At 45.7% G+C, this 24,347-nt stretch carries 25 protein-coding genes; 2 read left to right on the forward strand and 23 right to left on the reverse strand.

Annotation, left to right across the window (positions count from 1 at the left end; genetic code table 11):
* Positions 1 to 3 precede the first annotated feature (3 nt).
* The 3 genes from BLW49_RS01530 to BLW49_RS01540 form a co-directional block, all read right to left on the reverse strand.
* Complete coding sequence (locus BLW49_RS01530; RefSeq protein WP_256209621.1) at positions 4 to 1,047, reverse strand: DgaE family pyridoxal phosphate-dependent ammonia lyase; 1,044 nt, start codon at positions 1,045 to 1,047, stop codon at positions 4 to 6.
* 37 nt (positions 1,048 to 1,084) lie between these two features.
* Positions 1,085 to 2,188 (reverse strand): amidohydrolase/deacetylase family metallohydrolase, encoded by a 1,104-nt coding sequence (locus tag BLW49_RS01535; RefSeq protein ID WP_090722865.1) that lies wholly within the window; start codon positions 2,186 to 2,188, stop codon positions 1,085 to 1,087.
* A gap of 230 nt (positions 2,189 to 2,418) precedes the next feature.
* Positions 2,419 to 3,318 carry a DMT family transporter gene (locus BLW49_RS01540; RefSeq protein ID WP_256209536.1) on the reverse strand — a complete coding sequence of 300 codons (900 nt, stop codon included), beginning with the start codon at positions 3,316 to 3,318 and terminating at the stop codon, positions 2,419 to 2,421.
* 152 nt (positions 3,319 to 3,470) lie between these two features.
* Between BLW49_RS01540 and BLW49_RS01545 the strand changes: the two genes are divergently transcribed.
* Positions 3,471 to 4,382 (forward strand): LysR family transcriptional regulator, encoded by a 912-nt coding sequence (locus BLW49_RS01545; protein WP_090722868.1) that lies wholly within the window; start codon positions 3,471 to 3,473, stop codon positions 4,380 to 4,382.
* A 275-nt stretch (positions 4,383 to 4,657) separates the two neighbouring features.
* Here BLW49_RS01545 and BLW49_RS01550 read toward each other — a convergent pair whose 3' ends face one another.
* The 15 genes from BLW49_RS01550 to BLW49_RS01620 all read right to left on the reverse strand — a co-directional run bounded on the left by BLW49_RS01550 (position 4,658) and on the right by BLW49_RS01620 (position 17,569).
* The gene (locus BLW49_RS01550) at positions 4,658 to 5,554 is read right to left on the reverse strand and encodes an NAD(P)/FAD-dependent oxidoreductase (protein WP_090722871.1); all 897 of its coding nucleotides are present in this window, start codon (positions 5,552 to 5,554) and stop codon (positions 4,658 to 4,660) included.
* Between the two features lie 104 nt (positions 5,555 to 5,658).
* Complete coding sequence (locus BLW49_RS01555) at positions 5,659 to 6,201, reverse strand: hypothetical protein (protein ID WP_090722872.1); 543 nt, start codon at positions 6,199 to 6,201, stop codon at positions 5,659 to 5,661.
* 199 nt (positions 6,202 to 6,400) lie between these two features.
* On the reverse strand, positions 6,401 to 6,739 hold the full coding sequence (locus BLW49_RS01560) for a DUF3243 domain-containing protein (RefSeq protein ID WP_090722874.1): 339 nt from the start codon (positions 6,737 to 6,739) through the stop codon (positions 6,401 to 6,403).
* 107 nt (positions 6,740 to 6,846) lie between these two features.
* The gene (locus BLW49_RS01565) at positions 6,847 to 7,758 is read right to left on the reverse strand and encodes an NAD(P)/FAD-dependent oxidoreductase (RefSeq protein WP_076311032.1); all 912 of its coding nucleotides are present in this window, start codon (positions 7,756 to 7,758) and stop codon (positions 6,847 to 6,849) included.
* Between the two features lie 119 nt (positions 7,759 to 7,877).
* Positions 7,878 to 9,518, reverse strand: coding sequence for an S-layer homology domain-containing protein (locus tag BLW49_RS01570; protein ID WP_143042057.1), 1,641 nt, complete (start codon positions 9,516 to 9,518; stop codon positions 7,878 to 7,880).
* Positions 9,519 to 9,695: 177 nt separating this feature from the next.
* The gene (locus BLW49_RS01575) at positions 9,696 to 10,298 is read right to left on the reverse strand and encodes a nitroreductase family protein (protein WP_076311034.1); all 603 of its coding nucleotides are present in this window, start codon (positions 10,296 to 10,298) and stop codon (positions 9,696 to 9,698) included.
* A gap of 175 nt (positions 10,299 to 10,473) precedes the next feature.
* Complete coding sequence (locus BLW49_RS01580; protein WP_090722876.1) at positions 10,474 to 10,710, reverse strand: hypothetical protein; 237 nt, start codon at positions 10,708 to 10,710, stop codon at positions 10,474 to 10,476.
* A gap of 156 nt (positions 10,711 to 10,866) precedes the next feature.
* Entirely contained in the window at positions 10,867 to 11,616 is a 750-nt protein-coding gene (locus tag BLW49_RS01585; RefSeq protein ID WP_177178614.1) for an acyl-[acyl-carrier-protein] thioesterase, read from the reverse strand.
* Between the two features lie 94 nt (positions 11,617 to 11,710).
* Positions 11,711 to 12,181, reverse strand: a complete 471-nt coding sequence (locus tag BLW49_RS01590; protein ID WP_076311036.1) for a DUF6376 family protein — start codon at positions 12,179 to 12,181, stop codon at positions 11,711 to 11,713.
* A 74-nt stretch (positions 12,182 to 12,255) separates the two neighbouring features.
* Positions 12,256 to 13,155: an AraC family transcriptional regulator gene (locus BLW49_RS01595; protein WP_256209537.1), complete on the reverse strand. Its 900-nt coding sequence runs from the start codon at positions 13,153 to 13,155 to the stop codon at positions 12,256 to 12,258.
* A 59-nt stretch (positions 13,156 to 13,214) separates the two neighbouring features.
* Positions 13,215 to 14,306, reverse strand: a complete 1,092-nt coding sequence (locus BLW49_RS01600) for a Gfo/Idh/MocA family protein (protein WP_090722881.1) — start codon at positions 14,304 to 14,306, stop codon at positions 13,215 to 13,217.
* Between the two features lie 41 nt (positions 14,307 to 14,347).
* A complete protein-coding gene (locus BLW49_RS01605; RefSeq protein WP_090722884.1) occupies positions 14,348 to 15,520 on the reverse strand; it encodes a Gfo/Idh/MocA family protein in 1,173 nt (390 codons plus the stop codon).
* On the reverse strand, positions 15,517 to 16,398 hold the full coding sequence (locus BLW49_RS01610; RefSeq protein WP_090722887.1) for a sugar phosphate isomerase/epimerase family protein: 882 nt from the start codon (positions 16,396 to 16,398) through the stop codon (positions 15,517 to 15,519). The genes BLW49_RS01605 and BLW49_RS01610 overlap by 4 nt, the downstream gene beginning before the upstream one ends.
* Positions 16,399 to 16,661: 263 nt before the next feature.
* The gene (locus BLW49_RS01615) at positions 16,662 to 17,156 is read right to left on the reverse strand and encodes a metallophosphoesterase family protein (protein ID WP_090723796.1); all 495 of its coding nucleotides are present in this window, start codon (positions 17,154 to 17,156) and stop codon (positions 16,662 to 16,664) included.
* 35 nt (positions 17,157 to 17,191) lie between these two features.
* Complete coding sequence (locus tag BLW49_RS01620) at positions 17,192 to 17,569, reverse strand: DivIVA domain-containing protein (protein WP_076311040.1); 378 nt, start codon at positions 17,567 to 17,569, stop codon at positions 17,192 to 17,194.
* Positions 17,570 to 17,795: 226 nt separating this feature from the next.
* Here BLW49_RS01620 and BLW49_RS01625 point away from each other — a divergent pair, with 226 nt between their 5' ends.
* Positions 17,796 to 18,377, forward strand: coding sequence for a TraR/DksA C4-type zinc finger protein (locus tag BLW49_RS01625; RefSeq protein WP_090722889.1), 582 nt, complete (start codon positions 17,796 to 17,798; stop codon positions 18,375 to 18,377).
* A gap of 57 nt (positions 18,378 to 18,434) precedes the next feature.
* On the opposite strand, the gene BLW49_RS01630 is transcribed toward BLW49_RS01625, so the two are convergent.
* The 5 genes from BLW49_RS01630 to hrpB all read right to left on the reverse strand — a co-directional run bounded on the left by BLW49_RS01630 (position 18,435) and on the right by hrpB (position 24,319).
* Entirely contained in the window at positions 18,435 to 19,001 is a 567-nt protein-coding gene (locus BLW49_RS01630; protein WP_090722892.1) for a winged helix-turn-helix domain-containing protein, read from the reverse strand.
* A 166-nt stretch (positions 19,002 to 19,167) separates the two neighbouring features.
* Positions 19,168 to 20,172: a Gfo/Idh/MocA family protein gene (locus BLW49_RS01635; protein ID WP_090722894.1), complete on the reverse strand. Its 1,005-nt coding sequence runs from the start codon at positions 20,170 to 20,172 to the stop codon at positions 19,168 to 19,170.
* A 49-nt stretch (positions 20,173 to 20,221) separates the two neighbouring features.
* Positions 20,222 to 20,581, reverse strand: coding sequence for a replication termination protein (locus BLW49_RS01640; RefSeq protein WP_076311044.1), 360 nt, complete (start codon positions 20,579 to 20,581; stop codon positions 20,222 to 20,224).
* Between the two features lie 471 nt (positions 20,582 to 21,052).
* Positions 21,053 to 21,658, reverse strand: coding sequence for a general stress protein (locus BLW49_RS01645; RefSeq protein WP_083655680.1), 606 nt, complete (start codon positions 21,656 to 21,658; stop codon positions 21,053 to 21,055).
* Between the two features lie 150 nt (positions 21,659 to 21,808).
* Complete coding sequence (gene hrpB, locus BLW49_RS01650; protein ID WP_090722896.1) at positions 21,809 to 24,319, reverse strand: ATP-dependent helicase HrpB; 2,511 nt, start codon at positions 24,317 to 24,319, stop codon at positions 21,809 to 21,811.
* Positions 24,320 to 24,347: the final 28 nt, after the last annotated feature.

The following is a 24,347-nucleotide window of genomic DNA, read 5'->3' on the forward strand; positions in this document are numbered from 1 at the left end:
TATTCAGCCTCCCTTAATGATTTCCGTAATTCGATCAATAATAACGGTCATATCGTCTGCCTTAAGTGACCGTGGATCAATATCGAAATATCCCTGCTTCACACCGTAATCACGGGTATAGATGGCAATATCTCCTGTACGGAGCTTCTCTGCCACTTGTAAGGCATTGATTCCGGCTTCTTCTGCATCTACCTTGATTCGTCCCCGATAAATAAGCCTTCCAGCCTCATCCTGTACGATGCTCATCTCGATGCCAGCGAGTTCAGATAATGCGGCAAGCTCCATTAAGGATTGTTTCTCTTCTTCGCTTCGATCCTGCTTGACCCCATATTCATCCAGCGCCTGCAGCAGCCCGAATGAGGCTTCCTTACCTACTTTCATGCTTCTGCCAATGCCATGGAGCTGCACTTTAAGCCATTCAATATATTTACTTCTACCCGCCACGATACCGGAAGTAGGGCCTTCAATTGCTTTGGAGCCGCTATAAATTACGAGGTCAGAAATGGATATATAGCTCTTCAGATCCTCCTCCGCTGCCGCATCTATTATAAGAGGGACCTGGTGTTCTCTTGCTACTTCCCATGCTTCTGCAGCAGAGATCATATTCTTCTGAACACTGTGGTGTGATTTCACATAGAGTATTGCCGCCGTTCGCTCTGTAATCGCATCCTCCAGATGCTCCTGCTTGCCTTCGTTTGCATATCCGGCCTCAACCAGCTTGCCTCCGCCCAAATAGATCATCGTCTCTACAGGAGCTCCGTATTGAACGTTGTGGCCCTTCAGCATGACGATTTCATTTTTACTGATCGTCTCTTGATGGAGCTTGAGACTTAGTCTTCGATTCCCCTGCGTAACCATAGCTGCTACGGACAGCGCAATGCCGCTTGAAGCTGAATTGACGATAGCAGCCGCCTCTGCACCGAGCAGGCTTGCAATATGCTCTCCTGCCTTGTTCGTTAGATCACTGATTTCAACGTACTGCTGTCCACCTTGCTTCATCGCTTCCATAACAGAGTCCGTCGGTGCGGATACACCCAGAACGCTCATTCTGCCGCTTGCATTAATTACTCTTTTTAAACCGTATTTATGAAGAATAGAAGTATTCACCTATGATTGCTCCTCTCGATTGAATAATTGACTTGGCCAGACGTGTATCTCCATTTGAATCGGTCATTGTTCTTGACTCAGGCACCACTTCAAATAAAGTGAGATTCGCTTCATCCCCTACCTGAATTCGTCCCAGCTCCGGCCGTCCAAGCCAGTCTGCAGCCCGCTTTGTCACCCGATCTATAACCTCGTCAAGAGAGTATCCGATGACCATAAATTTGGTCATTACATCGGCCAGGCTGTACACCGGACCCTTCACACGATTGCCTCTGTAAATGTCTGAACTGATGCTATCTGGATGAATTCCTCTATCTTTGGCAGTCTCAGCAACACGAAAGGAGAAGCTGGCCGTTCCATGTCCGACATCCAAATGCACGCCGCGACGGATCGCCGCGTTCAGCTCAGGTATGAGCTCATTTTTGTCGTCCAAAATGTTATTGGCCTTCCCATGCAGATAATGAGTGACAATATCTCGTGCTCTCAGGCTGTTCAGCACTTCATGAATGCCGGGAGGACCGGAACCTATATGAACCATAAGCGGTAATTTGACTTGCTCTGATATATGAAGGGCTGCCTTCAATGGACTTATCCCTTCTTCCTTGACTACACTTCTGCTGATTCTCGCCTTGAGTCCGACGATAAAATTACGGTATCTGGCTATGGTCTCCACAGCTAATTGCCGGTCTATCCACTCTGCTCTGCTCAGCTCATCCTGCCTTAAGCCCAGCCCAATTCGTGAGATATTTAAGAAGGCCAGCACTCGCGTCTTTGCTGTCCTGCTGCGTCGATACAGCTCCTCTAAATGATCTGCACCACAGCTTCCAGCATCAATAATTGTGGTAACACCCTGGCTCACACCGATCTTGTCAGCATCATCACCATAAGGCTGGTAGCTGTCCATGGCATGGACATGCATATCAATCCACCCGCTCGATACATAGTGACCTGAACAATCTATAATCTCATCACCTGCAGCGGATTCTGCTGTCTCTATAGCAGCGATGTGTCCCTGCCTGATCACCAGATCAAACCTCTCCTCCGAATGAACAGTCCTCACTGAACGAAGTACTCGGGTATGCATTACAACCTCCTCCATCTCCATGTTCTTCCGCTTTTCACTTGTACCTTAACACAGATTTAGCAGCAGGTAAATATAACGTTATAATGTTTAATTGATTATCTGACATACTAAAAAGACGTTTTCTCTATTGAAAACGCCTTGATTCCGGGTTAGACCCAATGCTCAACCTACCCACTCGAATTTTTGATTCCTATAGCTAACTTTGTACAAAGATTGCTGCGAAGCCTCTATTATATCCCGAACCGTTGAGATGGGTTTCTTTTTTTGAAGTGAAGCAGCTTATTCCACTTGACCTCGGTAAGAATAACGCCTCCCAAGATGAGTGCTGCGCCCATATAACCATTCAAGCTTAGCTGTTCTCCATATATTGCATAGGCAAATCCGGCAGCAAATACAGGCTCCAGGGAAAAAATAAGCCCGGCACGCGTAGAGGAAATATGCTTCTGCGCCATGATCTGCAGGGTGTAGGCGACTGCACTGCATAATACAGCCAGTCCCAGAATGGATATCCAGGCTCCTTCTGAAGCCGGAAGCTTCGGTTCCTCAAACAGGATACTGAACAGTAGAGCGAGTCCTCCGGCAAAACCGAGCTGCAGTATGCTGAGTGCCTTGCCATCCCCTTGCTGAACCATACGCCCTGATAGAAGGATATACAATGCATAGCTCAAGGCTCCCATAATACATAACAGATCACCTGTTTTGAGCTGCATGCTGTTCTCAAGCGTAAGAAGCCCGATACCTGCTATGGCTAACAAAATACTGCATACAATCTTCGCCTCAGGCCAGCGTTTTTGAACTATCGATACAAGAATCGGTACAAATACCACAGATAAACTGATTAGAAATCCGGCCTGCGAAGTGGTTGTTTGTTTGACTCCATAAGTAATAAATACAAAGGCAACAAACAGGACTGCCCCTAAGACAAAACCCTGCCGCAGTGTACGAAATGTCATTTTGGACCATGTTCTGTAGAAAATAATGCCCATAAGAATAAAGGCCAAACCGAAGCGAAGGGCAATCATATTCAGCTCTTGAATCGATGTCAAACCTTCCTTCATAAATAAATAAGAGGAACCCCACAACAGGGTTACAAGCAGCATCTGCAGATCTGCCTTACGTTCTACTTTCACTATCGTTCTTCCCTTCAATTTCTTGCTTGTATGTATAAGTGGATTACCGAACTCAAACAGCAAGATTCAGTATATATCAAGTCTTTTCACAAGAAAAATGAATGTTTATAATTGATATTATGAATTTATTTCATGTAAAAGGAAGATGACAAATGTCTCTGGCAAAATACGAGATTTTCACAACCGTAGTCGAACTCCAAAGCTTGACCAAAGCTGCCGAAGCCTTGAATCTCACTCAATCTGCAGTTAGTCATGCCATTTCAAGCTTAGAAGCAGGCTGTGGATTTGCATTACTTATTCGCTCCAAAGCGGGTATTCAGCTCACCGCAAACGGAGAGCGAATTCTGCCCTATATGAGAGAAATATTGAAGTGGAACGAAATGATGCATCAAGAAATCCAGTTACTGAGCGGCATTCAAACAGGTACAGTCCGAATCGGAACGTTTACGAGTGTGTCCTCTCAGTGGCTTCCCGGTGTTATCAAATCCTTCCAGCATGAATATCCCGCTATTCATATTAAGCTCAAGGAAGGAGATTACGGTGAAATCAAGGGGTGGATTGCTTCAGGAGCGGTTGATTTTGGATTTTTGTCGCTGCAGGGCGGGTCTATTTTTGATACAATCCCGCTGAAGAAGGATCGCTTGGTATGTATCCTGCCGGATGGACATGCTCTGGCATTAGAATCCTCCCTTCATCTGGATCAGCTGCGAGAGGAGCCTTTCATTATGCCGAAATGGGGCGGAGATGATGAGATCGAATCCATGATTCGGACTCATAAGGTAAAGCTTAGCATCCGGTTTGAGGTTGCTGAAGAGCAAGCCATAATAGGGATGGTTCAGCACGGACTCGGCATCAGCATACTGCCGGAGATGGTACTTGGGAATCTGCCGGATACGGTTCGAATTGTTCCATTGGCAGAGAAGCCCTATCGCATGATCGGAATGGCTGCATTGTCCTTGTCCGAATTGTCGCCCGCAGCTCATAAATTTATTAACTCGGTTCAGGACTGGTTAACCCTTCAGCATCTAATGGATGATCTTGTGCACCTTCCCTCTTCGCCATAAATGATAATATCGCCCAATCAGCATTCGCCTGCATCTCATATATTTATTGTGTAGATGAATGATGAGGAGGTAAATGTCATGGGAGAAGCAAAACGTGGCTATGGTGAAGGTGGATATGGTGGTTACTCTTCGGTAGGGGCGATCTTGGTATTGTTCATTCTGCTCGTAATCATCGTTAGTACATTCCAATATTAATCCTTATTATAGATATTGGAACAGAACATGGCGATCTCCATTGGAGATCGCCTCTTTTTCCTCTTTTTCGCTTAACCTGACTAAAAATCTTCATAAACAAGATCCATATTGATTCCTATAGCTGCCTTGCTGCCTTCCGCTGCTGCGATAATTAACTGTGTAGGAGAAGTAACCGTACTATCCCCGGCCGCATAGATACCTCTAATATTCGTCCTTCCATACTGATCTGTCATCAAGGCGCCCCGGTCGTTCATATGACACCCCAGTCTTGGCCCAATAGGGCTTGCTTGGCTTAGCTGTGGTGTAACAAATCCACCCTCTCGCTCGATAGTTTGACCATTCTTGAACCGTATGGCCTCAAGCTTTCCGTTACGTCCGGATAATTGGCTGATTGGCTGCTCTGCAATTCTTATCCCTTTACTCACAAGTTTTTTTTGTTGTTCTACATTAAGGATCCTTTTTCCATTTGTACATATAACCAGATCCTTGCTCCAGTGATAGATCATTTGAGCCGTACTGAATACATTCATCGTCTCCGCTAGAAGAACAAGGCGCTTCCCTCTTAGCTCGTAACCATCGCAGTAGGGGCAACTAAAGAGACTCTGCCCGTAATACTCCTGAAGTCCTGGCAGCGAGGGAAGAATCTCACGGAGACCCGTACTTAGCAGAACTTTTCTTCCGGTTACCTCTTTGCCGCTGGTCATACGGGCTTTAAACCCGCCAAATACAGGCTGAACATCAATGACTTCCTCTTGCATTATACTTATGGAAGGATACTCGGATAGCTCTTGATGAGCAATCTGTCTGAATTCAGCAGGACTAGCCCCATCCCTGGTCAAATAACCATGAGATTGTCTGGTCCGCGCATGCCGAGGTCTGCCGTGATCTAAGATGATCGTTCTGCGGAGAGAACGTGCCAGCACCAATCCAGCACTCAGTCCTGCAGGACCGCCGCCAATAATGATGCAATCAAGCATGCCAATCCCCCTTTGATAGCTCAAAATTTCGGATATTCGATATTATGTTAGCGGGCATAGAAATAGCCCCCTTGCTATCGCAAGAGGGCTGATTATCATCCTTCTTAAGGAATATATTGTTGTACGATTTGTGTAACTTCACCGTTCTCAATCGTTAGATGATAAGGAAATACGCTCATGTCCATATTCGTTGTATCTCCGTAGAGTTCGGTAAATTTATCTAAGCTGATCTCTTCATTCCACTCGATGTCAATATCCTTGGCATCTCCCGTACGATCATAAATTTGAACCGTAACGGTTGCATCATCTGCGATCTTTAGGGTTTCATTTGCTTCCTGCTCATTCACAATATAGTAGCCGTCCGGAGCATAGTCAATTCCAGCGTCAGGCTCTTGCTCCACGAAAACGGTGTTTGCTTCTTCACCTTCATACCACTCAATCTCGTCAGCTTTGATTTGCAGTTCTCCGTTAAGATCGCTAAGATCGTTGATATATACAGTTTGATTCTCTACGCGAACCGCCGTATCCTGAGCTTCCTCTGACTTCGCAAAGACTGTTGAATGATTCCCGATATTAAAGTTACCATATATTAAAGTTCCCGAAAGAATTACACCCAGCGCAACAAATGTAAATAGCCGATTTTTCATTTGACATCTCTCCTTCTGGTGCGGCTCTATAAAGCCTCCATGTGCTATGTATTAAATCTTCTTAGCTGTTCTTAGTACCTAGTATAAACGTTTATTGTTAACGAAGAGTTTCAATCTTGTTAATAAAAATATAAAATTTATTCATCTCATAAGTATAAGGGTCCCGACGAGGGACCCGAACCTGTCTTCATTTCCAACACTAATTCTTAACGAATTTGACCAACACATGTGCTAATGCATGCTGTTGTTCGTTATTAGCTGCATTCCATAGCTCTTGGAGCAGCTTCTCCTCTCTGTTTCTCGGCTCTTCATTCTTGGATAACATCTCTGCAACCTTTTCTGCAACCAATGTTAACTGTTCTTCGTTCAAACCGAGTGATTCTCCCAAGGATACACGCTTCTTCAAGTATTGTTTGAATGTTTCGAATTGTTCCAAAATATCATCCTTTTGTTCCGGAGCCATTCGATTCATCACTTCATCCACCTGATTCAGCTCTACTTTTCCATCCTTATTGATCATATGTGTTTGTTCAGACATCGTATTCTCCTCCAGTTATACAGATATTTTGAACGCTTGCACACTTCCTATTAACCTTTCCGTCTAGAATGAAACAAGATGAATCTATTACATTTTCTTTTTTATCCTTAGCTGCTATGCATTTGATGCAATGCTTTGTTGATCCAGATTGCCGACAGAAGTCCATCTCCCATCGCTACAGCGGCTTGCTCCGAGTGCAAGCCGATATCACCCGCGATCCATAGGTTCGGTACAGATGACATTCGCGAACGCCCGTCTGCCTCAACATGCTTGTTACCCTCTACCTTAGCACCGAGCTGCTCCGCCAATTCCGAATGAACCTTGTTGTCTCCAAAAGCGATAAACCCTCGTTCAGCCTCGACAACAGTACCATTTGCCAGCTTGACAGCTGTTATCATGCCCTTGTCATCACTCTCTACTTCAGTAATGGCCTCTTCAATATATTGAACACCCTTCTGGCTTAATTTGTCTCTCAATTTCGAGGTCAGCTCAGCTTGATCGTGATTAATATAGATCATCTCGGAGGCCCGTTTAGCCAAGATGTTCGCCATACCGGCGCCGGTAACACCGGAACCCATAATGACGGTCCGCTTGTTCTCAATCTCGTATCCATCACAATCAGGACATATATAGACAGACATTCCCAGTGCATCTCGGAGACCCGGAATATTCGGGTGCCGATCTGTAATACCTGTAGCAAGCAGAAGTGTTCTAGCTTGATACAACTGATCATGATTACCGTTTAGTAGGAAGAGCTCACCTTCCTTTTTGGCAGAGGTAATGCGATCCGTACAAAATTCTATGCCCGTCGCTTCAGCATGAGCTCTTCCTCGTCTGCGGATCTCCTCTCCAGATATCCCCTCCGGAAACCCCAGTATATTATGATAATTACGGCATATGGTCGAACGACCTTCCCCCGCATCAATGACTAGCACCTTGTGTATAGAATACCTTCCCAGCTGTATAGCAGCCTGCAGCCCGGCAATACCTCCGCCGACAATTATGCAATCATATATCATCCTATCCCTGCCTTCTTCTATATGTCTTCTCTCTTTTATCCTTAAACAATATGTATCTTTTTAAACGAAGAGCCCGGAATCATTAAAAAGGACCATGCTAAGCATGATCCTCTTAAGAGTTATAATCCAAATGAATAAGCTGCATATTGTCTGGCATTATTCATCGCTGTCCACACATCGCTAGTCTCAGAGCCCATATACCAGAACGCATAACCTGCAACATCATATGCTTCAAACAGAGTTGTCTTGGCTGACAAGGAACGGCTGTCTTCTGCCCATATCCCGCGAGATATCCCCTGAGAAGTATATGTTAACGTGTATTGCGCAATATCAGAATTCCATTTCATAGCAGGTGAATATTGACGATAAATTTCTCCCTGCGTCTTCAGTGAAATATCATAGGAGCCAAGCTGAGGAGATGACAAGGACCAATTCCGAGTATAGGTTGGCAGTGCTGCGATAATCTTGTCCTTGGGCACGTTCTGCTGTAATCTCTGAACAGCGTACTCCAGCCATGGGATTGAAGCGACCGAGCCTGCAGTGGACGAACCATTCCAATGCTCCTCATATCCCATTAACACGACATAGTCGGCCACCTCGCCAAGTGCCTTGTAATCAAAAGCAGCCGTCCAGCTTGTACCCAGATCAGGAGATACATCAATAGATAAAGTCACACCTATGCTGGTGAGCTTAGAATACAGCGAAGTCATAAACAATGTCAGATATTCGCGTTCCTCTGGTGACACATTTTCAAAATCAATATTCAGGCCGGCTAACTCATACTTCTTCGCATAATCCACCAATTTGGAGACAGTAGCTTCTCGCAAGACAGCATTCGACAACACCCGATGTGTCATCTCTGCATTTGCGCGGTTGCCTACCATACCCCAGATATTCAGCTTATTTCGCTTAGCAAAAGTTAATAGCCTCTGATCCGTATGATCCTGGACAACTTCTGTCTCATCGAGAAAATACCAGCGCGGAGAAAGAGTATTGATTCCTGCATCGAGCACCTGCTTCTCGTACTCGGCTGTCGTTGAATCGTACTGCCAGCCAAGCAGAATCGGATCCGCTTCACTGATATTGAGCTCAGATTTAATAGCTGGTGCTTGCAGTATACGGTCTAGCAGAACCGCTGCTTCCGCACGGGTCAACGAATCATTCGGTCTAAACGCCCCGCTGTCACCCTGCATGAATCCGAGCTGAGTTACTTGACTTATATAGCCCCATGCCCACTTAGAGGTTTGCTTATGATCTATGTAAGGCAGCTCTGCTGATGCTTCGATCGGATTAGGAGCGGACTTCAGCATACGGACCATCAGCGCTGCAGCTTCCTCCCGAGTCACGTCTGATTTGGGTGCAAAATAGTTCTCTGATCTTCCTTGAACGATCCCCAAGTTCAATAGAGCACTAATGTCACCGTAATACCAATCCTTCTCTTTCAGATCCTTGAAAGGAGTCAAATCGTTCATCGTCGGATCAAGCCTGAGAGCAGCGACCATCATTTTGGCAAGTTCTGCTCTTGTAACCTTCTTCCCAGGCTCAAACGTCGTCAAGGTAGTTCCTCGAACAATGCCTTTATTATACAACCGGACGATGGCCTCTTTAGCATAACTATTCGAAATGTCTCTAAAAGGGGGCTCCAAAGAAGATGCAGCTGCATGCTGCGGTGTGATATAAACTGTCAATAATGAAACAATAATGCCTAGGTTCATGCCTTTTTTTACAATCCTGCCCCATGTGTTACTTTGTATTCTCAAAACCAGCGCCTCACTTGCATTATAGGATAAATCTATCCTATCAAAGTGCTGTGAGTCGTGTATGTACTTAAATTATGGTTATACTTCTATATTTATCTGTGCAGCATCTTGAACGACAAAAAAGAGTATCGCTTCATTCGAAGCAATACTCTATCTAAGTATTCGTTATTTCAGCAATTATTTTAACACTTTAAGACGGGTATCCAGTGGAGCAAAATCTTTGTCACCCGGATCTGCCGCAGGCGTGCCAAAAGGCATTTGTGCAATCAGTTTCCATGTTGCAGGAACATCAAATACTTCCTTCACTTCGTCGTCAATCAGCGGATTGTAGTGCTGGAGAGATGCTCCAAGACCTTCTTGCTTAAGCGCTGTCCATACGACCAATTGCAGCATGCCGCTAGATTGGTTCGCCCAGACTGGGAAGTTGTCCGCATAGAGAGCAAACTGCTTCTGCAGGTTCTCAATCACTTCCTGATCCTCGAAGAACAGCACGGTGCCGTATCCTGCACGGAAGCTTGCCATTTTGTCCGCAGTTGATTTGAATTTCTCATCGTCATTTACCGTTTTGCGAAGTGTATCTTCCGTAATGTTCCAGAGCTTATCATGCTTCTCTCCCAGCAATACGACAACGCGGGCCGATTGGGAGTTAAAAGAAGACGGCGTATACTTGACTGCTTCACCAATGATCTCCTCAATTCTTGCATCCGAAACATGGGATTCTTTAGAAATCGCGTAGTAAGATCTTCTTTCCTTAAGAGCTTCCATAAATTCTTTAGCCATTAGAAAAAAACCTCCTGGTATATTTTGTAGGTCGACAAAACTAAAGATAGTATACTCGCTTACATTAGTCAAGTAAATCTATAAAAGTTTGAGCAAATGTCGTCCATAACTAACCGTCTTTTATTATTTATAATCCGCATTGATTTCATTCACGAGCTTTGAAGTAATTCTTCAATTAATCCCGATAATCGGCACGGTATTTCTCTTCTGTTGAAGAATTTTGCTTGGTCGCCTCTTTATCCTTCTCTTCTTGCTTCTCCATATTCAGATCCTGAACCGGAATGGGGTCTACATGCAGTTCTTCTTCATATTGATCGAACAAGCTTTCCTTCTCTGTCGGGTACTGCTCGGGATGATCCATCTGAGTGCGATCTTTTCGATCTTTTTTATCATGATTCTTCATATCAGCCATTGTTCATTTACCTCCTTGTTCTGGAACGATATTTATCATTACCATGCTCAACCCATGACTAAACATGCACAAGAGAACCATCGATTGACACTATACAGACATCAAAAAAACACCGTCAACTTCGATTCATCGAAATTGACAGTGCTATTTCACAAACTATTGGGTCAGCTGCTGCTCATAAACCAGCTGGGCTTCAAAGATACTGAATCCTTCTGAATTCATTCCACGAAACCAGATGCTCGATCCATCTCCATCCGAACGTTGAAGGGTGAATGTCTCGTTCAATCTTACCTCTCGGTGATAAGTAATTCTAAACCTTCTCCATACGAGATGTTCCAATTCCTCAGCTGTCAGAGCATCATAACAGAGGTCTGCATATCTTGCATTATTCAGATGTCCATTGCTATCGGTTGTACTATACCCGGCTTTGAACTCGTAAGCAGTCTTAAGCTCAATAGCTTCAGAGATGGATACTTTATCCGGCATATCGCCGGAGGAGGATTGACTGGTAACCGTTGGAATGTCATAAGGCAATGCAGATGGACGCAATATCTTGCGTTTATGAATATCAACCAAGGTCCAGGTAGACCTTGCATATCCCAATGCTCCCTCAGTACCCTCAAACCGATAATCTCTTAGCCAGACAACACCTTTGTACCCTCTGGACCATGTCGATACCGTCCACTCTTCCTCAAGCACCGGTATCTGCTCACAATCGATCTCTATCGTCATGAGCATCCAGCCATAATGATTCTTCAGCATCTCGCTTATCGTAATTCCCAGCTCCTGCAAATGACGGTCGGCAGCATCCTGGAGCCTCTCAAGAACGGACGAAAGCTTAATGCGAGAATGCAGATCAGACTGGCTGGAGCTCACGACGAAGATTTCTTTACATATGTCTGTCACATTTACACTTCCTTTGCCTGCGATCTACTCCTGCTGCCCTTCATTTTAGTAGATAAGACCAGGCAAGGCAAACGAAGCGTTAACAGCAAAGTGGTTAGCCGCCTAAATCATTTAGCTGCTGGCTCAGATTATTAATGTTCGTTATCAGATCCGGAATACCCGTCTGTTCCCAATTCTCCAGTGTGAAGCCCTGCTCCTGTATTCGCTGACTGAACTGATCAACCATACCGGTGAGCTGTTCATTATATTCTACGAGCCTGGCATGGATGGATTCTCCAATGGCTGGAGGGGTTAGCTGAGCAAACTCACTAGCTTCCGTCCGGATTTGTTCCAGCTGTTCCTGAAACTGAGCTGCCGCATCAGGGTTATTGACAGCTTCCTGGGCCAGATTTTGAAGCTCTGTGCCGGCTGTTGATACTTGATTGATATATTCGGTTGCCTCATTTACATAATTAAGAGATTGATTCACACTATCTACGGCAGAACAAGCAGATAGCATCACAGCGGATGCAAGCATCGTCGCCATCATAACAGCCTGCTGTTTTCTTTTTCGTTGTCTTCTCATATAGCGGGTCTCCCTTCACAAAAAAAGCGTTCACATAAACGTTTATACGAACTGCTTTATGTTCAGGTTTCATTTCATATAAGATGATGCGTCCGAAAAACCTCCGGTGTACAGCCCACCGTCTGTTTAAACATACGGCTGAAATGCGAAACCCGCTTAAATCCCGACTTCTTGCTTGCTTCCGTGACGGACATATCCGGATGGAAACGAAACAGCAGCTTGGCTTGATTGATTCGTCGCATATACAAATATTTAAAGATTGTTGTGCCTGTCATCTCTTTGAACAGTGCTGCCATATAAGGCTTGGATAAATGCAGCTCTCTGGCGATCTCATCCAGCCCAATCTCGTTCATATAATTTGTCTCCAAATAAGTAATGATGCCTTGGATGTGTTCTTCCTTATCTGTACGTGTCCTGTGCTCTAACAGCTTATTGTCGGTGAATTGCTGTGCCATAATCAAGAAGTCACACAGCTTAAGTACGAAGCGGTCACTCATCTGTTCCCGCCCCTTCATCTCATAGAGCTGGTTCAGCTGGGCTAGACTCGTCTCCGTTTCCTGCTGCTGCTCAGCTGTAAGATGAAAAACATGATTCTTCAGTTTCTCGAATGGTGCGAGCAGCGCATGAGCGCGTTCAGCGACAAGATACTCTTCAAGCATCATTGGATAGAAATGCAATGTCGTTCTTATATAAGGAATGCTTGGATCTGGGTGTGGTCTGTGTAAGGTCATGCCATGCATCAAGATTAAATCACCAGGGACAAGAGTATAGATCTTGTCGCCAATAACATACGTGCATTTGCCTTCATGGAAATAGTACAGCTCATAAAATGGATGGGAATGAAACCCATCATCCTGACCGTGCTTTACAGGGTGGCTATTCCGGTAATTAAAGGCGAGCGGATCAATCATGTTGAACGTATTTGCCACAATTGAAGTCACTCCTTCATTCCTTTGCATCGTTTTGTTGCTCATGCAAAGATCTCATCGTGACTTCATTGTATCACGCAATAGGCTGCAAACGACAACATCAATTACCGTGCAGCTTGGAATGTCCCTGCTGATGCCAGCTCTTGAGCAGTGAGACATAACTCCGCTGCCTTAAAAGCATGAGCCTGAGACATGGCATCCTCTGTTCTATTTATACAATCCTTAATTAATTGACTGAAAAAAGGATAGCCTACCTTCCCTTTTACATTAAACCGGTATTCCCCCTCATGATTGACCAGATATACTTGATCGCCTATCGATTCTCGTGCAATGTCTGTATATTTACGCAGTTCAATGTAACCGTCCGTCCCCAGTATGGTCGTACGCCCATCTCCCCATGTAGAAAGGCCGTTCGGTGTAAACCAATCCACCCGAAAATATCCTGAGGCGCCGTTATCACCCACGAGCGCAGCTTCTCCGAAATCTTCCAGCTCCGGATACTCAGGATGCGCCATATTAACCGCACGACTATACTTCACTTCTGCATTCTGACAAGATGCAAAGTATAGAAATTGTTCAATTTGATGGCTTCCAATATCGCAAATAATTCCACCGTATTTGTCTTTCTCGAAGAACCATTCTGGGCGGCTGCCGGCATTTAAACGATGCGGTCCTGTACCCATGACTTGGAGCACCTTGCCGATCGCCCCTTGAGATATAAGCTGACCAGCATAAACAGCGCTCTCGACATGTAGGCGTTCACTATAATAAACCATATACTTTCGGCCTGTTTCCTTTACCTTCTGACGAGCAGCCTCAAGCTGTGTGAGGGAAGTAAAGGGGGCTTTATCCGTAAAATAATCTTTACCTGCGTCCATGACGACAAGACCCAGCGGCCCTCTTTCCGAAGGAACAGCCGCTCCCGCCACGAGACGAACCTCGGCATCATTTAATATTTCATCAAGGGAATTGGCTGCCTTGGCCTCCGGAAATCGTTCCTGAAAAGCCCTTACTTTATCCGGGTCAGGATCGTATACCCATTTTAGAGTAGCTCCTGAGCGTACAAGCTCGCCACACATCCCATAGATATGCCCATGATCCAGAGCTGCTGCCGCGATGACAAATTCTCCAGGTCCTGCAACAACTTTATTCACTGCACTCTCCGGCGCATAAAACATCCCATCTCGATTACTCATTGTCAGCACCTCTTTCCAGCATATTCTTTAACTCCATCATCTTATTGAAAGGTACCGCTTAGATCAGCCGGTGATTGAGTCTCTCTCACTGGATCCGTATTCATCTTGGAATGACGAATGCGTTCCTGAAGATGCTTGTTAAACAGCTCCTCATCAATTGGCAGCTCGACCCAATGATCCGTCCAAGTAGATAAATACATGGCATTGGATAAAGTCAGTCCATGAATTCCTTCTTCCCCAGGAGCAATAAGCGGTGAGCCATGCAAAATAGCATCTACAAAGTTCTGCATAATACCAGGGTGTCCTGTCTCTCTGCCCTCAATGGGAATATCAATCTTCCAGCATTCTGGCTGTCCAAATCCGCCGGTATATCGCTGATTAAATTCACTTTCGGGTTCACGTAGCCGCCAAAAGGTCATCTTCCCATCCTCAACAACAATTTTGCCGCGATCACCTGTTACTTCAAATCGATTCGTTCCCGGAGTTTCTCCTGTCGTTGTGATGAAGACGCCGGTGGCTCCATTCTCATATTCTACGTATGCAGTCACATCATCCTCGACTTCAATGCTGCGATATTTGCCAAACGCACAGAAGGCTCGCACCCGCTTCGGCATCAGGCCTACTGTCCACTGCCATAGATCCAGCTGGTGCGGAGACTGATTCAGCAGCACACCTCCGCCTTCACCCGCCCAAGTCGCACGCCAGCTTCCAGAATCATAATAGCTCTGAGAGCGGTACCAGCTAGTAATAATCCAGTTGGTCCGCCGAATCTCACCAAGTTCCCCTGAAGCAATCAAATCCTTTAATTTGATGTACAGTGGGTTGGTTCGCTGATTGTACATGATCGAGAACACCTTCCCGCTATCACTCGCGGCTTCGTTCATCTCTCTCACTTGACTTGTATATACCCCAGCCGGCTTTTCTATAAGAACATGAAGCCCTTGATTAAATGCCAGTATGGCAAGCTCCGAATGCTGATAATGAGGTGTAGCAATAAGGACTGCATCAACTTCCCCCGAGAGCATCATGGCTTTCGGATCCTGGAAATACTGAACTTCTCCTTGCAGGTTATCTGCTGCCCATGCTTTGGCGCTCTCTCTCATATCACTGATCGCCGTAAGCACTGCCCCTTTAATCTTACCTTGATTTATCGTTTTGGCATGGGCAGAACCCATATTGCCGATGCCTATGATTCCGACTCTTACCGCATTCATTGTGCAGCACCTCCAATATGTAACTGTTTGCTCAGTGAATGCATGCTCTGCGTGAAGTTCTTGAGCATCTCCACTGAAGAATAGCTCTGACTAAAATCTTCTATTCCCAGATATCCCTTATATCCAACGGATTCAAGATCTTCAAGAACGGTGCTCCAACGAACGACTCCGTTAAGTAAAGGAGACCATTTTGATTGATAATAGGTTTCTATCTCGCTATCTGGCTTCTCCAGCTGTACCCAGCTGGCATTCTTCACATGAACATGGGCTAGATAGGGTCCAAGCAGCTCTAAGCCCATACGGTAATTTTCATAGCCTTCGTGGACCATATTCCCCGGATCATACAACACTCCGATATGCTGTGGATCGAATGAGGAAACGAGCCGATAGGCAAGTCCCGCACTAGGAGCTATGGTGCCATGATGTGTTTCGACCAGTGCTTTTACTCCATACTGACGAGACATCTCCTGAACCTCGCTTAAGTACGAGATTGCACCATTGTACAGCTCATGATAATTCGCCGAGCGATGATAACCTGGAACACCCACCCGCATCATTGCTGCACCTAGCTTTTGAGCGGATTGGAAGGCCTGCTCCGTAGCCTTCAGATCTCCCGAAGTAAGATAAGGAACAAGAGCAATCGATTTCAGCCCGTATTGTTCAGTTAGTGCTGCCGCCTTCGCGACCTCCTCATCTGCATTCTCAGGATCTATGGAGGCCAGATTTCTTCTCCAAAAAGAAGGTTCTTCCTGGCTTGCCTCCATCGGGACGCCTTTGTACCGCCATTCAATACCTTGAATTCCGGCATCCGAAGCAGCCTTGAGCATTTGTTCAGGCAGTAAATCTGGGGTCGCAACCGTAAATAAAGATAACAACATTCCTTATCACTCCTTTAGAATAAAGCGTATTCACAAGTTCATCCTATCACTGTACTTCAAGGACAGATACGGCTATTTCTTAAGAGATGAACCACAGATAACAAAACAGGCGAGGAAGACACTCAGAGGCAAATCATCTGAAATCATTTATAACCTCAAAAAAAACACCTGCTGATTCGTTATTAAAACGATCAACAGGTGTTTATCACCATTCGTATATATTTAGACTTCGTTATTGCAGCTCCAGGGATGATGAAATGGATTCACTTGCTGGCATAGTAAACATGCTGTATATCTATTTCGTCATCAACCCTGATTACACCGTGTGAATATTGTGACTGCCTTCTCTTGTCCGTAGGTGACCCCGGATTAAATAGTATAATTCCATTCTCTTCTTTAAGTACAGGGATGTGTGAATGTCCAAATACGATACAATCCACTTGCTCTGACTTGAAGGCTTGAAGTGCATTATCTTCCGTGCTCCCTCTACCCATGTGTCCATGTACGATACCAAAGCGCTTACCTCCGGCTTCGACAATGGTTTGTTCAGGCAATAGGCCTCGAATGATGGCAAGGTCGGTATTTCCATATACTCCGTGCAGCTTCCCCATAGACTGAAGCTCCTCGTAGAGTGAAATGTCCGTCCAGTCACCCGCATGAAATATGTAATCCGTATCCTGAAGGTCCTGAAGCAGAGGTGCAGGCAGCTGCTTGGACATTCGAGGCATATGGGTGTCAGATAATACGGTTATTTTGATCATAAGACGTAACCTCCTTGGTATTCCCTATTCGGTTAATCCATGTATGGGTCTTTATCCGGGCGGGCCTTGGCTTTGAGCTGCCGAACACTGTACTCCAGCTGTTTGATTACATCTTCAATCTGTTTACGATCGATCAGATTTGGATCCGCTTGCGGTTTAGGTACATTCTTCAGATTCCGAATCATATATTGCTGTTCCTGCCATTTATCCATCAGATCAGATATATGTGCATAAAAACGCTCATAATCCTTGATGATGATATCGAGAAATTCATCCACCTCATCCGGATCGTAACCCCTAAGCTTGTGGTTGAATTGTTTCTCATGAATGGATAGTGCATCCATCTGAATGCCGAGCTGCTTAAAGAGCTGCTTCTGCTTATCCAGCCGGCGTTTCATATGTTCATCCATATCTAACTAACCTCCATTAATCGAATTCCCTTATTTTTTTATATCATAAACTGACCCCTGATGAAAATGAATCAACATAAACTTTCCCTTACATTAACCAAAAACTAACTTATTCTCCAATCAGATTCCTGTTATTCCCTGATATATGGTATTCCCATCGAGTATGGTTGTGATGAGCTTCGTTAGGGTAATAACATACAAGAATGTGACAAAGGAGCTGCTAGACATGAATACAATAGAACTTACAAATGAAGAACTTAAGACATTGAAGAGTCGTTTGTTGGAAGAAAAAGAAAACATTCAAGCTCATTTTCAAATAAACCAAGACGGAATCAATTCAGAAAACAACTCCCTGCTTGACGCTACGGGAGAATTATCCTCCGTAGATAATCATCCCGCAGATATCGGAACCGAAACCTATGAGCGAGCCAGAGACCAGGCTATTGATGATCAGCAGTCTGAGAAACTGGACCAAATCGAAAAAGCCATTGGCAAGATGCAAGAGCAGAGCTATGGTCTGTGCGAGGAATGCGGCAAACCGATTCCATACGAGCGGCTTGAAATTATTCCCTACACTTCATACTGTATAGAGCATGCTGAACAAGAGCAGCAAGGTGAGCTCAGCGAATATCGTCCTGTAGAAGAGCAAGTGATGACTAAACCTCCCAGAGGGGCTGGTGAGATCAGCCAACGAAATGCGGGTAAATTTGATAATGCAGAAGCCTGGGAAGCTGTAAAAGAATATGGAACAGCAGATTCTCCTGCCACGTCCACGAAGCGGGATGTAGAGGATTATGAGGAGCTGTAAATATAATTTAATATATATGGGGGCCGCTTAGCGGCCCTTTGTTATGATGTCACGATGTCATGATTTCATATTTTTCATTTGTTCTATTACTGTTGCAAACACTTCGTAGGTATTCGTGCCTTTCTCTCTCCGCTTCATAAAATAGGGCTCGCACAGCTTCACAATCTGGGCATACAGCTCTTTGGCTTCTTCCTCGGTCGCATAAATCGAACGGTTCAACAAATGCGCTGAGGAAGGATCTCCTGCGTCCATGCGCTGAACAAAGCTCTGCTTGTTCTGTTCAAACAAAGCCGTAATATGCGATGCATTCTCGGAAGCGACAACCTGCCTCATCGGCTCATCTTCCTTCGTCCCCCGGCTGACAATGATCTCACCGGGAAATACCTCATAGTATTTTGCTATGATACCATTGATTTCCCGTGTCTCCACGAGCGAGAGCAGACCTACTTTTTCAAGCTTCTTAACATGATAATAAACTTTTGCCGGCAGTTCGCCCAGCTCGTCTGCTACTTCTTTTACCGTGGCTGGTTTGCCCAATCTATGAAATACATTTAATATTTGAAGTCGGTAAGGATCGGAGTACGTCTTGACTTCCTCCATCGTAGTTAGCACTTTATTATTCATTTAAGATCCCACCTTTTAATAAGTGTTGCATTCTATTATATGGTGATGTTCCAAGCAGGTCAAAATTACAAAAAAATAACGCCTCTATGGATTGTTTGATCGTTAGTTACCAAACAGAGACGTTAATGATCTATGCTATTGTTGTCTTCAGTAATTATAGGATCATTCACAGCAGTGCAATGCGTTCCCGTCTCTGTGCAGACTGAATGCAGGCTTCCACCACACGTATATTCAGAAGAGCATCCTCTGGCGTAAAGGGGAGCGGTGTTCCATCCAAGATTGCATCGGCAAATGCATCTGCTTGAAGAACAAACGAGTTAGATACTGAAATTCGCTCTTCTCTTGACACATCATCGGTATGTATGATGATTTGAGGAGGAATATCGCTGTTCTCCCATCCAAACACTTTTGGAAGCTCGATTCTGCCCTCTGTTCCCAGTATTTCAAGCTCTGCTCTGGAGCAAGCCCACATTCCGCAATCAAAAGTAAGCGCAACCTTCTCCGGAAATTCCACAAGTCCTGAGGCCATCATATCCACATTATCATGATCTGAAGAGAACAACGCATGTACTGTGACAGCTTCTGGTTCTTGTCCAAGATACATTCTTGCCGCTGAAATGGGATATACACCGACATCATACAATGAGCCGCCACCCATTTCCTTCTTGAAGCGCACATTGTCAGTATCGTAGCAGTTATTGTAAGTGAAATTCGCATGAATCGCTCTTACCTGACCGATTTCGCCGCTCTCAATAATTTCCTTGACCCTTGCATGCTTGGGATGATATCTATACATGAATGCTTCTGCAAAAACGACCTGCTCCTGATTGCAGATTTCAATCATCTGTCTTACCTGCTCCTCATTCAGTGCTGCCGGTTTCTCACACAATATATGCTTACCGGCTCTCGCGGCTTTGATCGTCCACTCCATATGCATGTGGTTCGGGACAGAAATGTAGACAGCATCAATCTCCTCATCCGCAAGCAGAGCGTCATAGCTTCCGTAGGCTTTGGATATATCCAGTTCGGCAGCGACCTCTGCTGCTCTGCTCTCATTACGGCTTGCAATGGCTACAACTTCACCCCGGTTAGAGTTCTGTATGGCAGGAATAACCGCTGTCCTGGCTATCTTTGCAGTACTCATTATTCCCCATCGGATTTTTTCACTCATCATTGATCCTCTCCTTCCCTGCTTACTAATGTGATTTATTCAAATGTGATTAATAATTATCCTGTTCTGCCTTCCTCAGCATGCCTAAACAACGGTCCAGATCTGTCTTGACTTGCTTCTTATATAATCTGGCCTTCTCTTCTCCGTCGTCGGTAAAATGATACAGAACGATTTCCTGAAAATCGATTCTCGGATCATTTCCTTTTAGTCGCTTCGTACGATAAAAAACTCCTTCTTGCACAAGCTCATGCAGCGCACGGTATACTTCACTCTGAGGCGGGACATATCCAAACCCTTTGAATTCTTCCTTCATGGCCTCAAGCATTTCATAACCATATCCTCTATGCTGCTCTACCATCGTAATTAAGTAGAGTTTAATGAACGCCCGCTGGGATATCATAAAAGCCATGCAAGTGTCCTCCTCTCATTAATTTCAAATAACCAACTTTCTCTCATTATAAACGTCTTTTTTCATCTTGACATCCTTCTATTTTTTCATATATCTGTTTTAAGACAGAATATATGACATAAGTACGTGACAAATTACCTCAGTTAAATCAAAAGAAACCAAGTTCAGATGAAACGTTCCATTAATTTGAATTTTTCATATGTTGAATTATTAATTTCAATGAGAACTTATCTTTGCTTTAATAGGCTCTAAATGATCTCCGAATTAAAGTACTTCATACTGATTCAAACCCCTAGAATTTATATTTGCACCTAGTTATTGTGAATTTTTCAGGTGTTGATTATAGGAGTAAAGGGAGACACAAATTTTCAAATAAAATCCAAGCACAAAAAAACCGCTTTGATTACAAAGCGGTTTCTAGATGAAGCAGATTATATCTCCATTCGTTTTTTAGTGCGTGAAAGGGTATTCTTAGCGCATCGTTCGATCAATTCTTGTTCCCATCGCTTCCTGCTCCACCCGATCCTCTGGCACTCTGTCTGGACCTGGCATATTGTCTGTACGCTCATTGTACCGATCATCATAACGATCCGCATTTAAGGACCGGTTGTCTCTGAATACACCGTAAACATCGGTATCGGCATATTTTTGATCGACTAGTACAAGTATTTTACCTTCATCAATATTTTTTTCGTATTCTTTTGCTTCATCTTCAGGAATACCAAGTCCAACCAAACCACCGACCAGTCCGCCTGCTCCAGCACCGACGGCTGCTCCTGTCAGTGTAGCAGCAATTGGCCCTGCCGCTAGAATCGGTCCAATTCCTGGAATGGCAAGTGCACCGATTCCTGCAAATAATCCCGCTAGTCCGCCAAGAACACCGCCTGTAGCAGCACCCGCTGCAATCCCTTCAGGGGCTTTTGTTCCTGTTTCGCTCTCAATCGCTCTCTGATCTTCCTTGCTCCTCGTAATTACCGAGATTTCTTCATTCGTATAGCCTTTACTTATCAACTGTTCTATTGCACGAGATGCAGCCTCATCTGTCTCGAATACACCAACTACTTTTTGCTTTGCCATTGTTCATTCCTCCTTGAGTTAAGTACTTGTTTCTTACTTACCCTTCTCTCGGAGAGCTAAACAGATCTAGTAGTAACAGATCCAAATCCATTTCAGAATCCTCTTGTGTAATGAATCATTTTGGGAAATCCCGCTTACGTACCAAAGCTATTATTTGGGCCTGACTCTGCTGGTAGGCATTGCTTCCAGTGGATTATCCGGCCAGTAGTGCTTCGGATAGCGGCCCTTCAGATCCTTTTTCACTTCGAAATATCCTTCACGCCAGAAGCTTTCGAGATCTTTCGTCACTTGAACCGGACGCTGTGCCGGAGACAACAGATGAACTGTTAATGGGACTCTGCCGTTACCAATTGCAGGTGTCCGCTCGAGTCCAAACATCTCCTGGAGTCTTACCGCAATGTAAGGAGCTCCCTGTCCACTATATTCAATCTTGACTCGCGATCCGCTCGGTGCGGTAAAATGAATCGGCGCCTCTCGCTCCAGCAGCTGCCGCTCCTCCCAGGTCAGACTGTCCATGAGTACAGAAGCGATAGATACCTTCTGAAGCTGGGCCGCTGTCCTTATTCCAATCAGATAAGGAGCCATCCGTTCTGCAATATAATCCACGAGCTCCGTTTGATTCGTAAGCTCCGGCCACTCCGGATAGGCTCGATGCATGAATTTGATTCGTTCGATGAGCTGATGCTCCGCTTTACTCAATGTCAGCAGGCGAAGTCCCTCTTCCTTTATTCCCTCAAGCAGAGCGGTAATGATGCTCTCCTCAGGAGGATCTGGATAAGCCATCTCCTTCAATATAAGGGCATCCAGACGCTGCCGTTTTTTGGCGCGTACACTTTGCGTTTTGTAGTCCCATTTTACTTCGTGCTCCAGTTGAATCCATTCAGGCTTATATGTCATGAGTTCACTAATTGACAGTGGAGCTGCAAGCCGGATCAATCCGTCTGCCCCTTGATCATCGGCTTCAGCAACGACGATGTAAGCCCCTTCGTTTCCCGTGAAGGCCCCTGCTCCGGGGAAACGTGTACCGCGGCCGCTGGACAGCAGGTAGCGGCCATCCTCTCTTCTTTGCCCAATCCGATCCGGATAGGCAAAGGCAAGCAGTAGGCCGCAGCTGTATTCGCTCATCCTCCGCCCATTCTCCGGCTTCTGCCGGTGATGTGCGAGGGATGCCAGCAGCTGGCGGCTCTCCTGCAAGATGCGGTGCTTCGCCGCATCTTGAGCCCCTGGTGCCCGCATTAGCGTCAGCTGCGGGCGAATGTCCCATCCCGCCGCGGCATCTGCCATGCGGGATGAGCCCTCTGCAAGCAGCGCAGCGAGCAGGCTGGCCTCTTCGGCCAGCCCAAGCTCTGCCGCTTGCAGCAGCATGCTGCCGAGCCGCGGGTGAGTTCCCATACCCGCGATCTCAAGGCCTCGGCCTGTAATGGTGCCGAGGTCATTCAGGCAGCCAAGCCTGCGCAGCAGCTGCTTGGCTTCTTCGTAAGAAGCTGGCGGCGGTGCATCCAGCCAGCTCAGCTCGCCTGGGTCAGTCACGCCCCAGGCCGAAAGCTCCAGCGTCAGCTGAGCCAAATCCGCTGACAGTATTTCCGGCCGAGATGACTCCGGCCGGGCATCCTGCTCCAGCTGGCTCCACAGACGATAACATACCCCTGGCTTTACACGTCCTGCACGTCCTCTTCGCTGATCGCTCGATGCTTTGGATATGGGCCGTGTGACGAGTCTATTCATTCCTGTACGGGATGAGTACAACGACTCTTTGCGCAGTCCGCTGTCCACAACAACGGTAATCCCTTCAATGGTAAGACTTGATTCCGCTATTGTCGTCGCCAGGACCACTTTGCGCTCCCCTGGCTGAGCTGCCCGAATAGCAGCATCCTGCTCTTCGGCAGTCAGTGAACCGTACAAAGGACAGATATGTATAGAGCTCCCCAGGTTCATCTGCTGCAGCAATCGCTCCGTCCTGTGAATTTCTCGTGCTCCGGGCAAGAAAGCCAGGATATCCCCTTCATGGTTGGCCAAGCCCCGCTGAATAATGTGGGCCATATGATTCTCCAGCTCCGTATTCATGGGGACTGGCGCGTAATTTGTCTCCACCGGAAAGGTCCTGCCTTCACAGGACAGCACGGGTGCCCCTCCAAGTAGACCGGATACAGGTTCAGCCTCAAGCGTTGCACTCATGACAAGAATACGCAGATCATCCCGAAGGAGCAGCTTGCTCTCGAGCGCCAGCGCCAGCGACAGATCTCCGTGTATATTACGTTCATGAAATTCGTCAAAGATCAGCAGAGCCGTATCCTCCAACCCTTGATCCTGCTGAAGCATACGGGTCAGTACACCTTCTGTCACAACTTCAATCTGAGTATGTCGGCTCACCTTCGTATCATGGCGAACACGATACCCCACCGTTTGACCTACAGGTTCATTTAATGCCTTTGCCATTCTTACTGCCGCATTTCTTGCAGCAAGCCGCCGAGGCTCAAGCATAATAATCTTCTTATTGCCGAGCCAAGGTTCTTTATATAATTCTAGAGGGACGACCGTAGTTTTGCCTGCGCCTGGTTCAGCAATGAGTACAGCAGACGTATGTTCAGCCAATGTTCGCTTTAAGTCAGGTATGATCTGAACGATAGGCAATGGATGTCCTTGATGATGCTCCTTATGCATTTAAATTCAACTCTCCAATGATATTCTT

Origin of the sequence: Paenibacillus sp. PDC88, from assembly GCF_900106725.1 — a bacterium.
Lineage (GTDB): Bacteria > Bacillota > Bacilli > Paenibacillales > Paenibacillaceae > Paenibacillus > Paenibacillus shunpengii.

Excerpts from the sequence above, each read along its gene's own strand:
- BLW49_RS01530 (WP_256209621.1), bottom strand. The coding sequence starts at position 1,047 with ATGAGCGTTCTGGGTGTATCCGCACCGACGGACTCTGTTATGGAAGCG.
- BLW49_RS01535 (WP_090722865.1), bottom strand. The coding sequence starts at position 2,188 with ATGCATACCCGAGTACTTCGTTCAGTGAGGACTGTTCATTCGGAGGAG.
- BLW49_RS01545 (WP_090722868.1), top strand. The coding sequence starts at position 3,471 with ATGTCTCTGGCAAAATACGAGATTTTCACAACCGTAGTCGAACTCCAA.
- BLW49_RS01550 (WP_090722871.1), bottom strand. The coding sequence starts at position 5,554 with ATGCTTGATTGCATCATTATTGGCGGCGGTCCTGCAGGACTGAGTGCT.
- BLW49_RS01555 (WP_090722872.1), bottom strand. The coding sequence starts at position 6,201 with ATGAAAAATCGGCTATTTACATTTGTTGCGCTGGGTGTAATTCTTTCG.
- BLW49_RS01560 (WP_090722874.1), bottom strand. The coding sequence starts at position 6,739 with ATGTCTGAACAAACACATATGATCAATAAGGATGGAAAAGTAGAGCTG.
- BLW49_RS01565 (WP_076311032.1), bottom strand. The coding sequence starts at position 7,758 with ATGATATATGATTGCATAATTGTCGGCGGAGGTATTGCCGGGCTGCAG.
- BLW49_RS01575 (WP_076311034.1), bottom strand. The coding sequence starts at position 10,298 with ATGGCTAAAGAATTTATGGAAGCTCTTAAGGAAAGAAGATCTTACTAC.
- BLW49_RS01580 (WP_090722876.1), bottom strand. The coding sequence starts at position 10,710 with ATGGCTGATATGAAGAATCATGATAAAAAAGATCGAAAAGATCGCACT.
- BLW49_RS01590 (WP_076311036.1), bottom strand. The coding sequence starts at position 12,181 with ATGAGAAGACAACGAAAAAGAAAACAGCAGGCTGTTATGATGGCGACG.
- BLW49_RS01595 (WP_256209537.1), bottom strand. The coding sequence starts at position 13,155 with ATGAGCAACAAAACGATGCAAAGGAATGAAGGAGTGACTTCAATTGTG.
- BLW49_RS01600 (WP_090722881.1), bottom strand. The coding sequence starts at position 14,306 with ATGAGTAATCGAGATGGGATGTTTTATGCGCCGGAGAGTGCAGTGAAT.
- BLW49_RS01605 (WP_090722884.1), bottom strand. The coding sequence starts at position 15,520 with ATGAATGCGGTAAGAGTCGGAATCATAGGCATCGGCAATATGGGTTCT.
- BLW49_RS01610 (WP_090722887.1), bottom strand. The coding sequence starts at position 16,398 with ATGTTGTTATCTTTATTTACGGTTGCGACCCCAGATTTACTGCCTGAA.
- BLW49_RS01620 (WP_076311040.1), bottom strand. The coding sequence starts at position 17,569 with ATGGATGAACATATGAAACGCCGGCTGGATAAGCAGAAGCAGCTCTTT.
- BLW49_RS01625 (WP_090722889.1), top strand. The coding sequence starts at position 17,796 with ATGAATACAATAGAACTTACAAATGAAGAACTTAAGACATTGAAGAGT.
- BLW49_RS01630 (WP_090722892.1), bottom strand. The coding sequence starts at position 19,001 with ATGAATAATAAAGTGCTAACTACGATGGAGGAAGTCAAGACGTACTCC.
- BLW49_RS01635 (WP_090722894.1), bottom strand. The coding sequence starts at position 20,172 with ATGAGTGAAAAAATCCGATGGGGAATAATGAGTACTGCAAAGATAGCC.
- BLW49_RS01640 (WP_076311044.1), bottom strand. The coding sequence starts at position 20,581 with ATGGCTTTTATGATATCCCAGCGGGCGTTCATTAAACTCTACTTAATT.
- BLW49_RS01645 (WP_083655680.1), bottom strand. The coding sequence starts at position 21,658 with ATGGCAAAGCAAAAAGTAGTTGGTGTATTCGAGACAGATGAGGCTGCA.
- hrpB (WP_090722896.1), bottom strand. The coding sequence starts at position 24,319 with ATGCATAAGGAGCATCATCAAGGACATCCATTGCCTATCGTTCAGATC.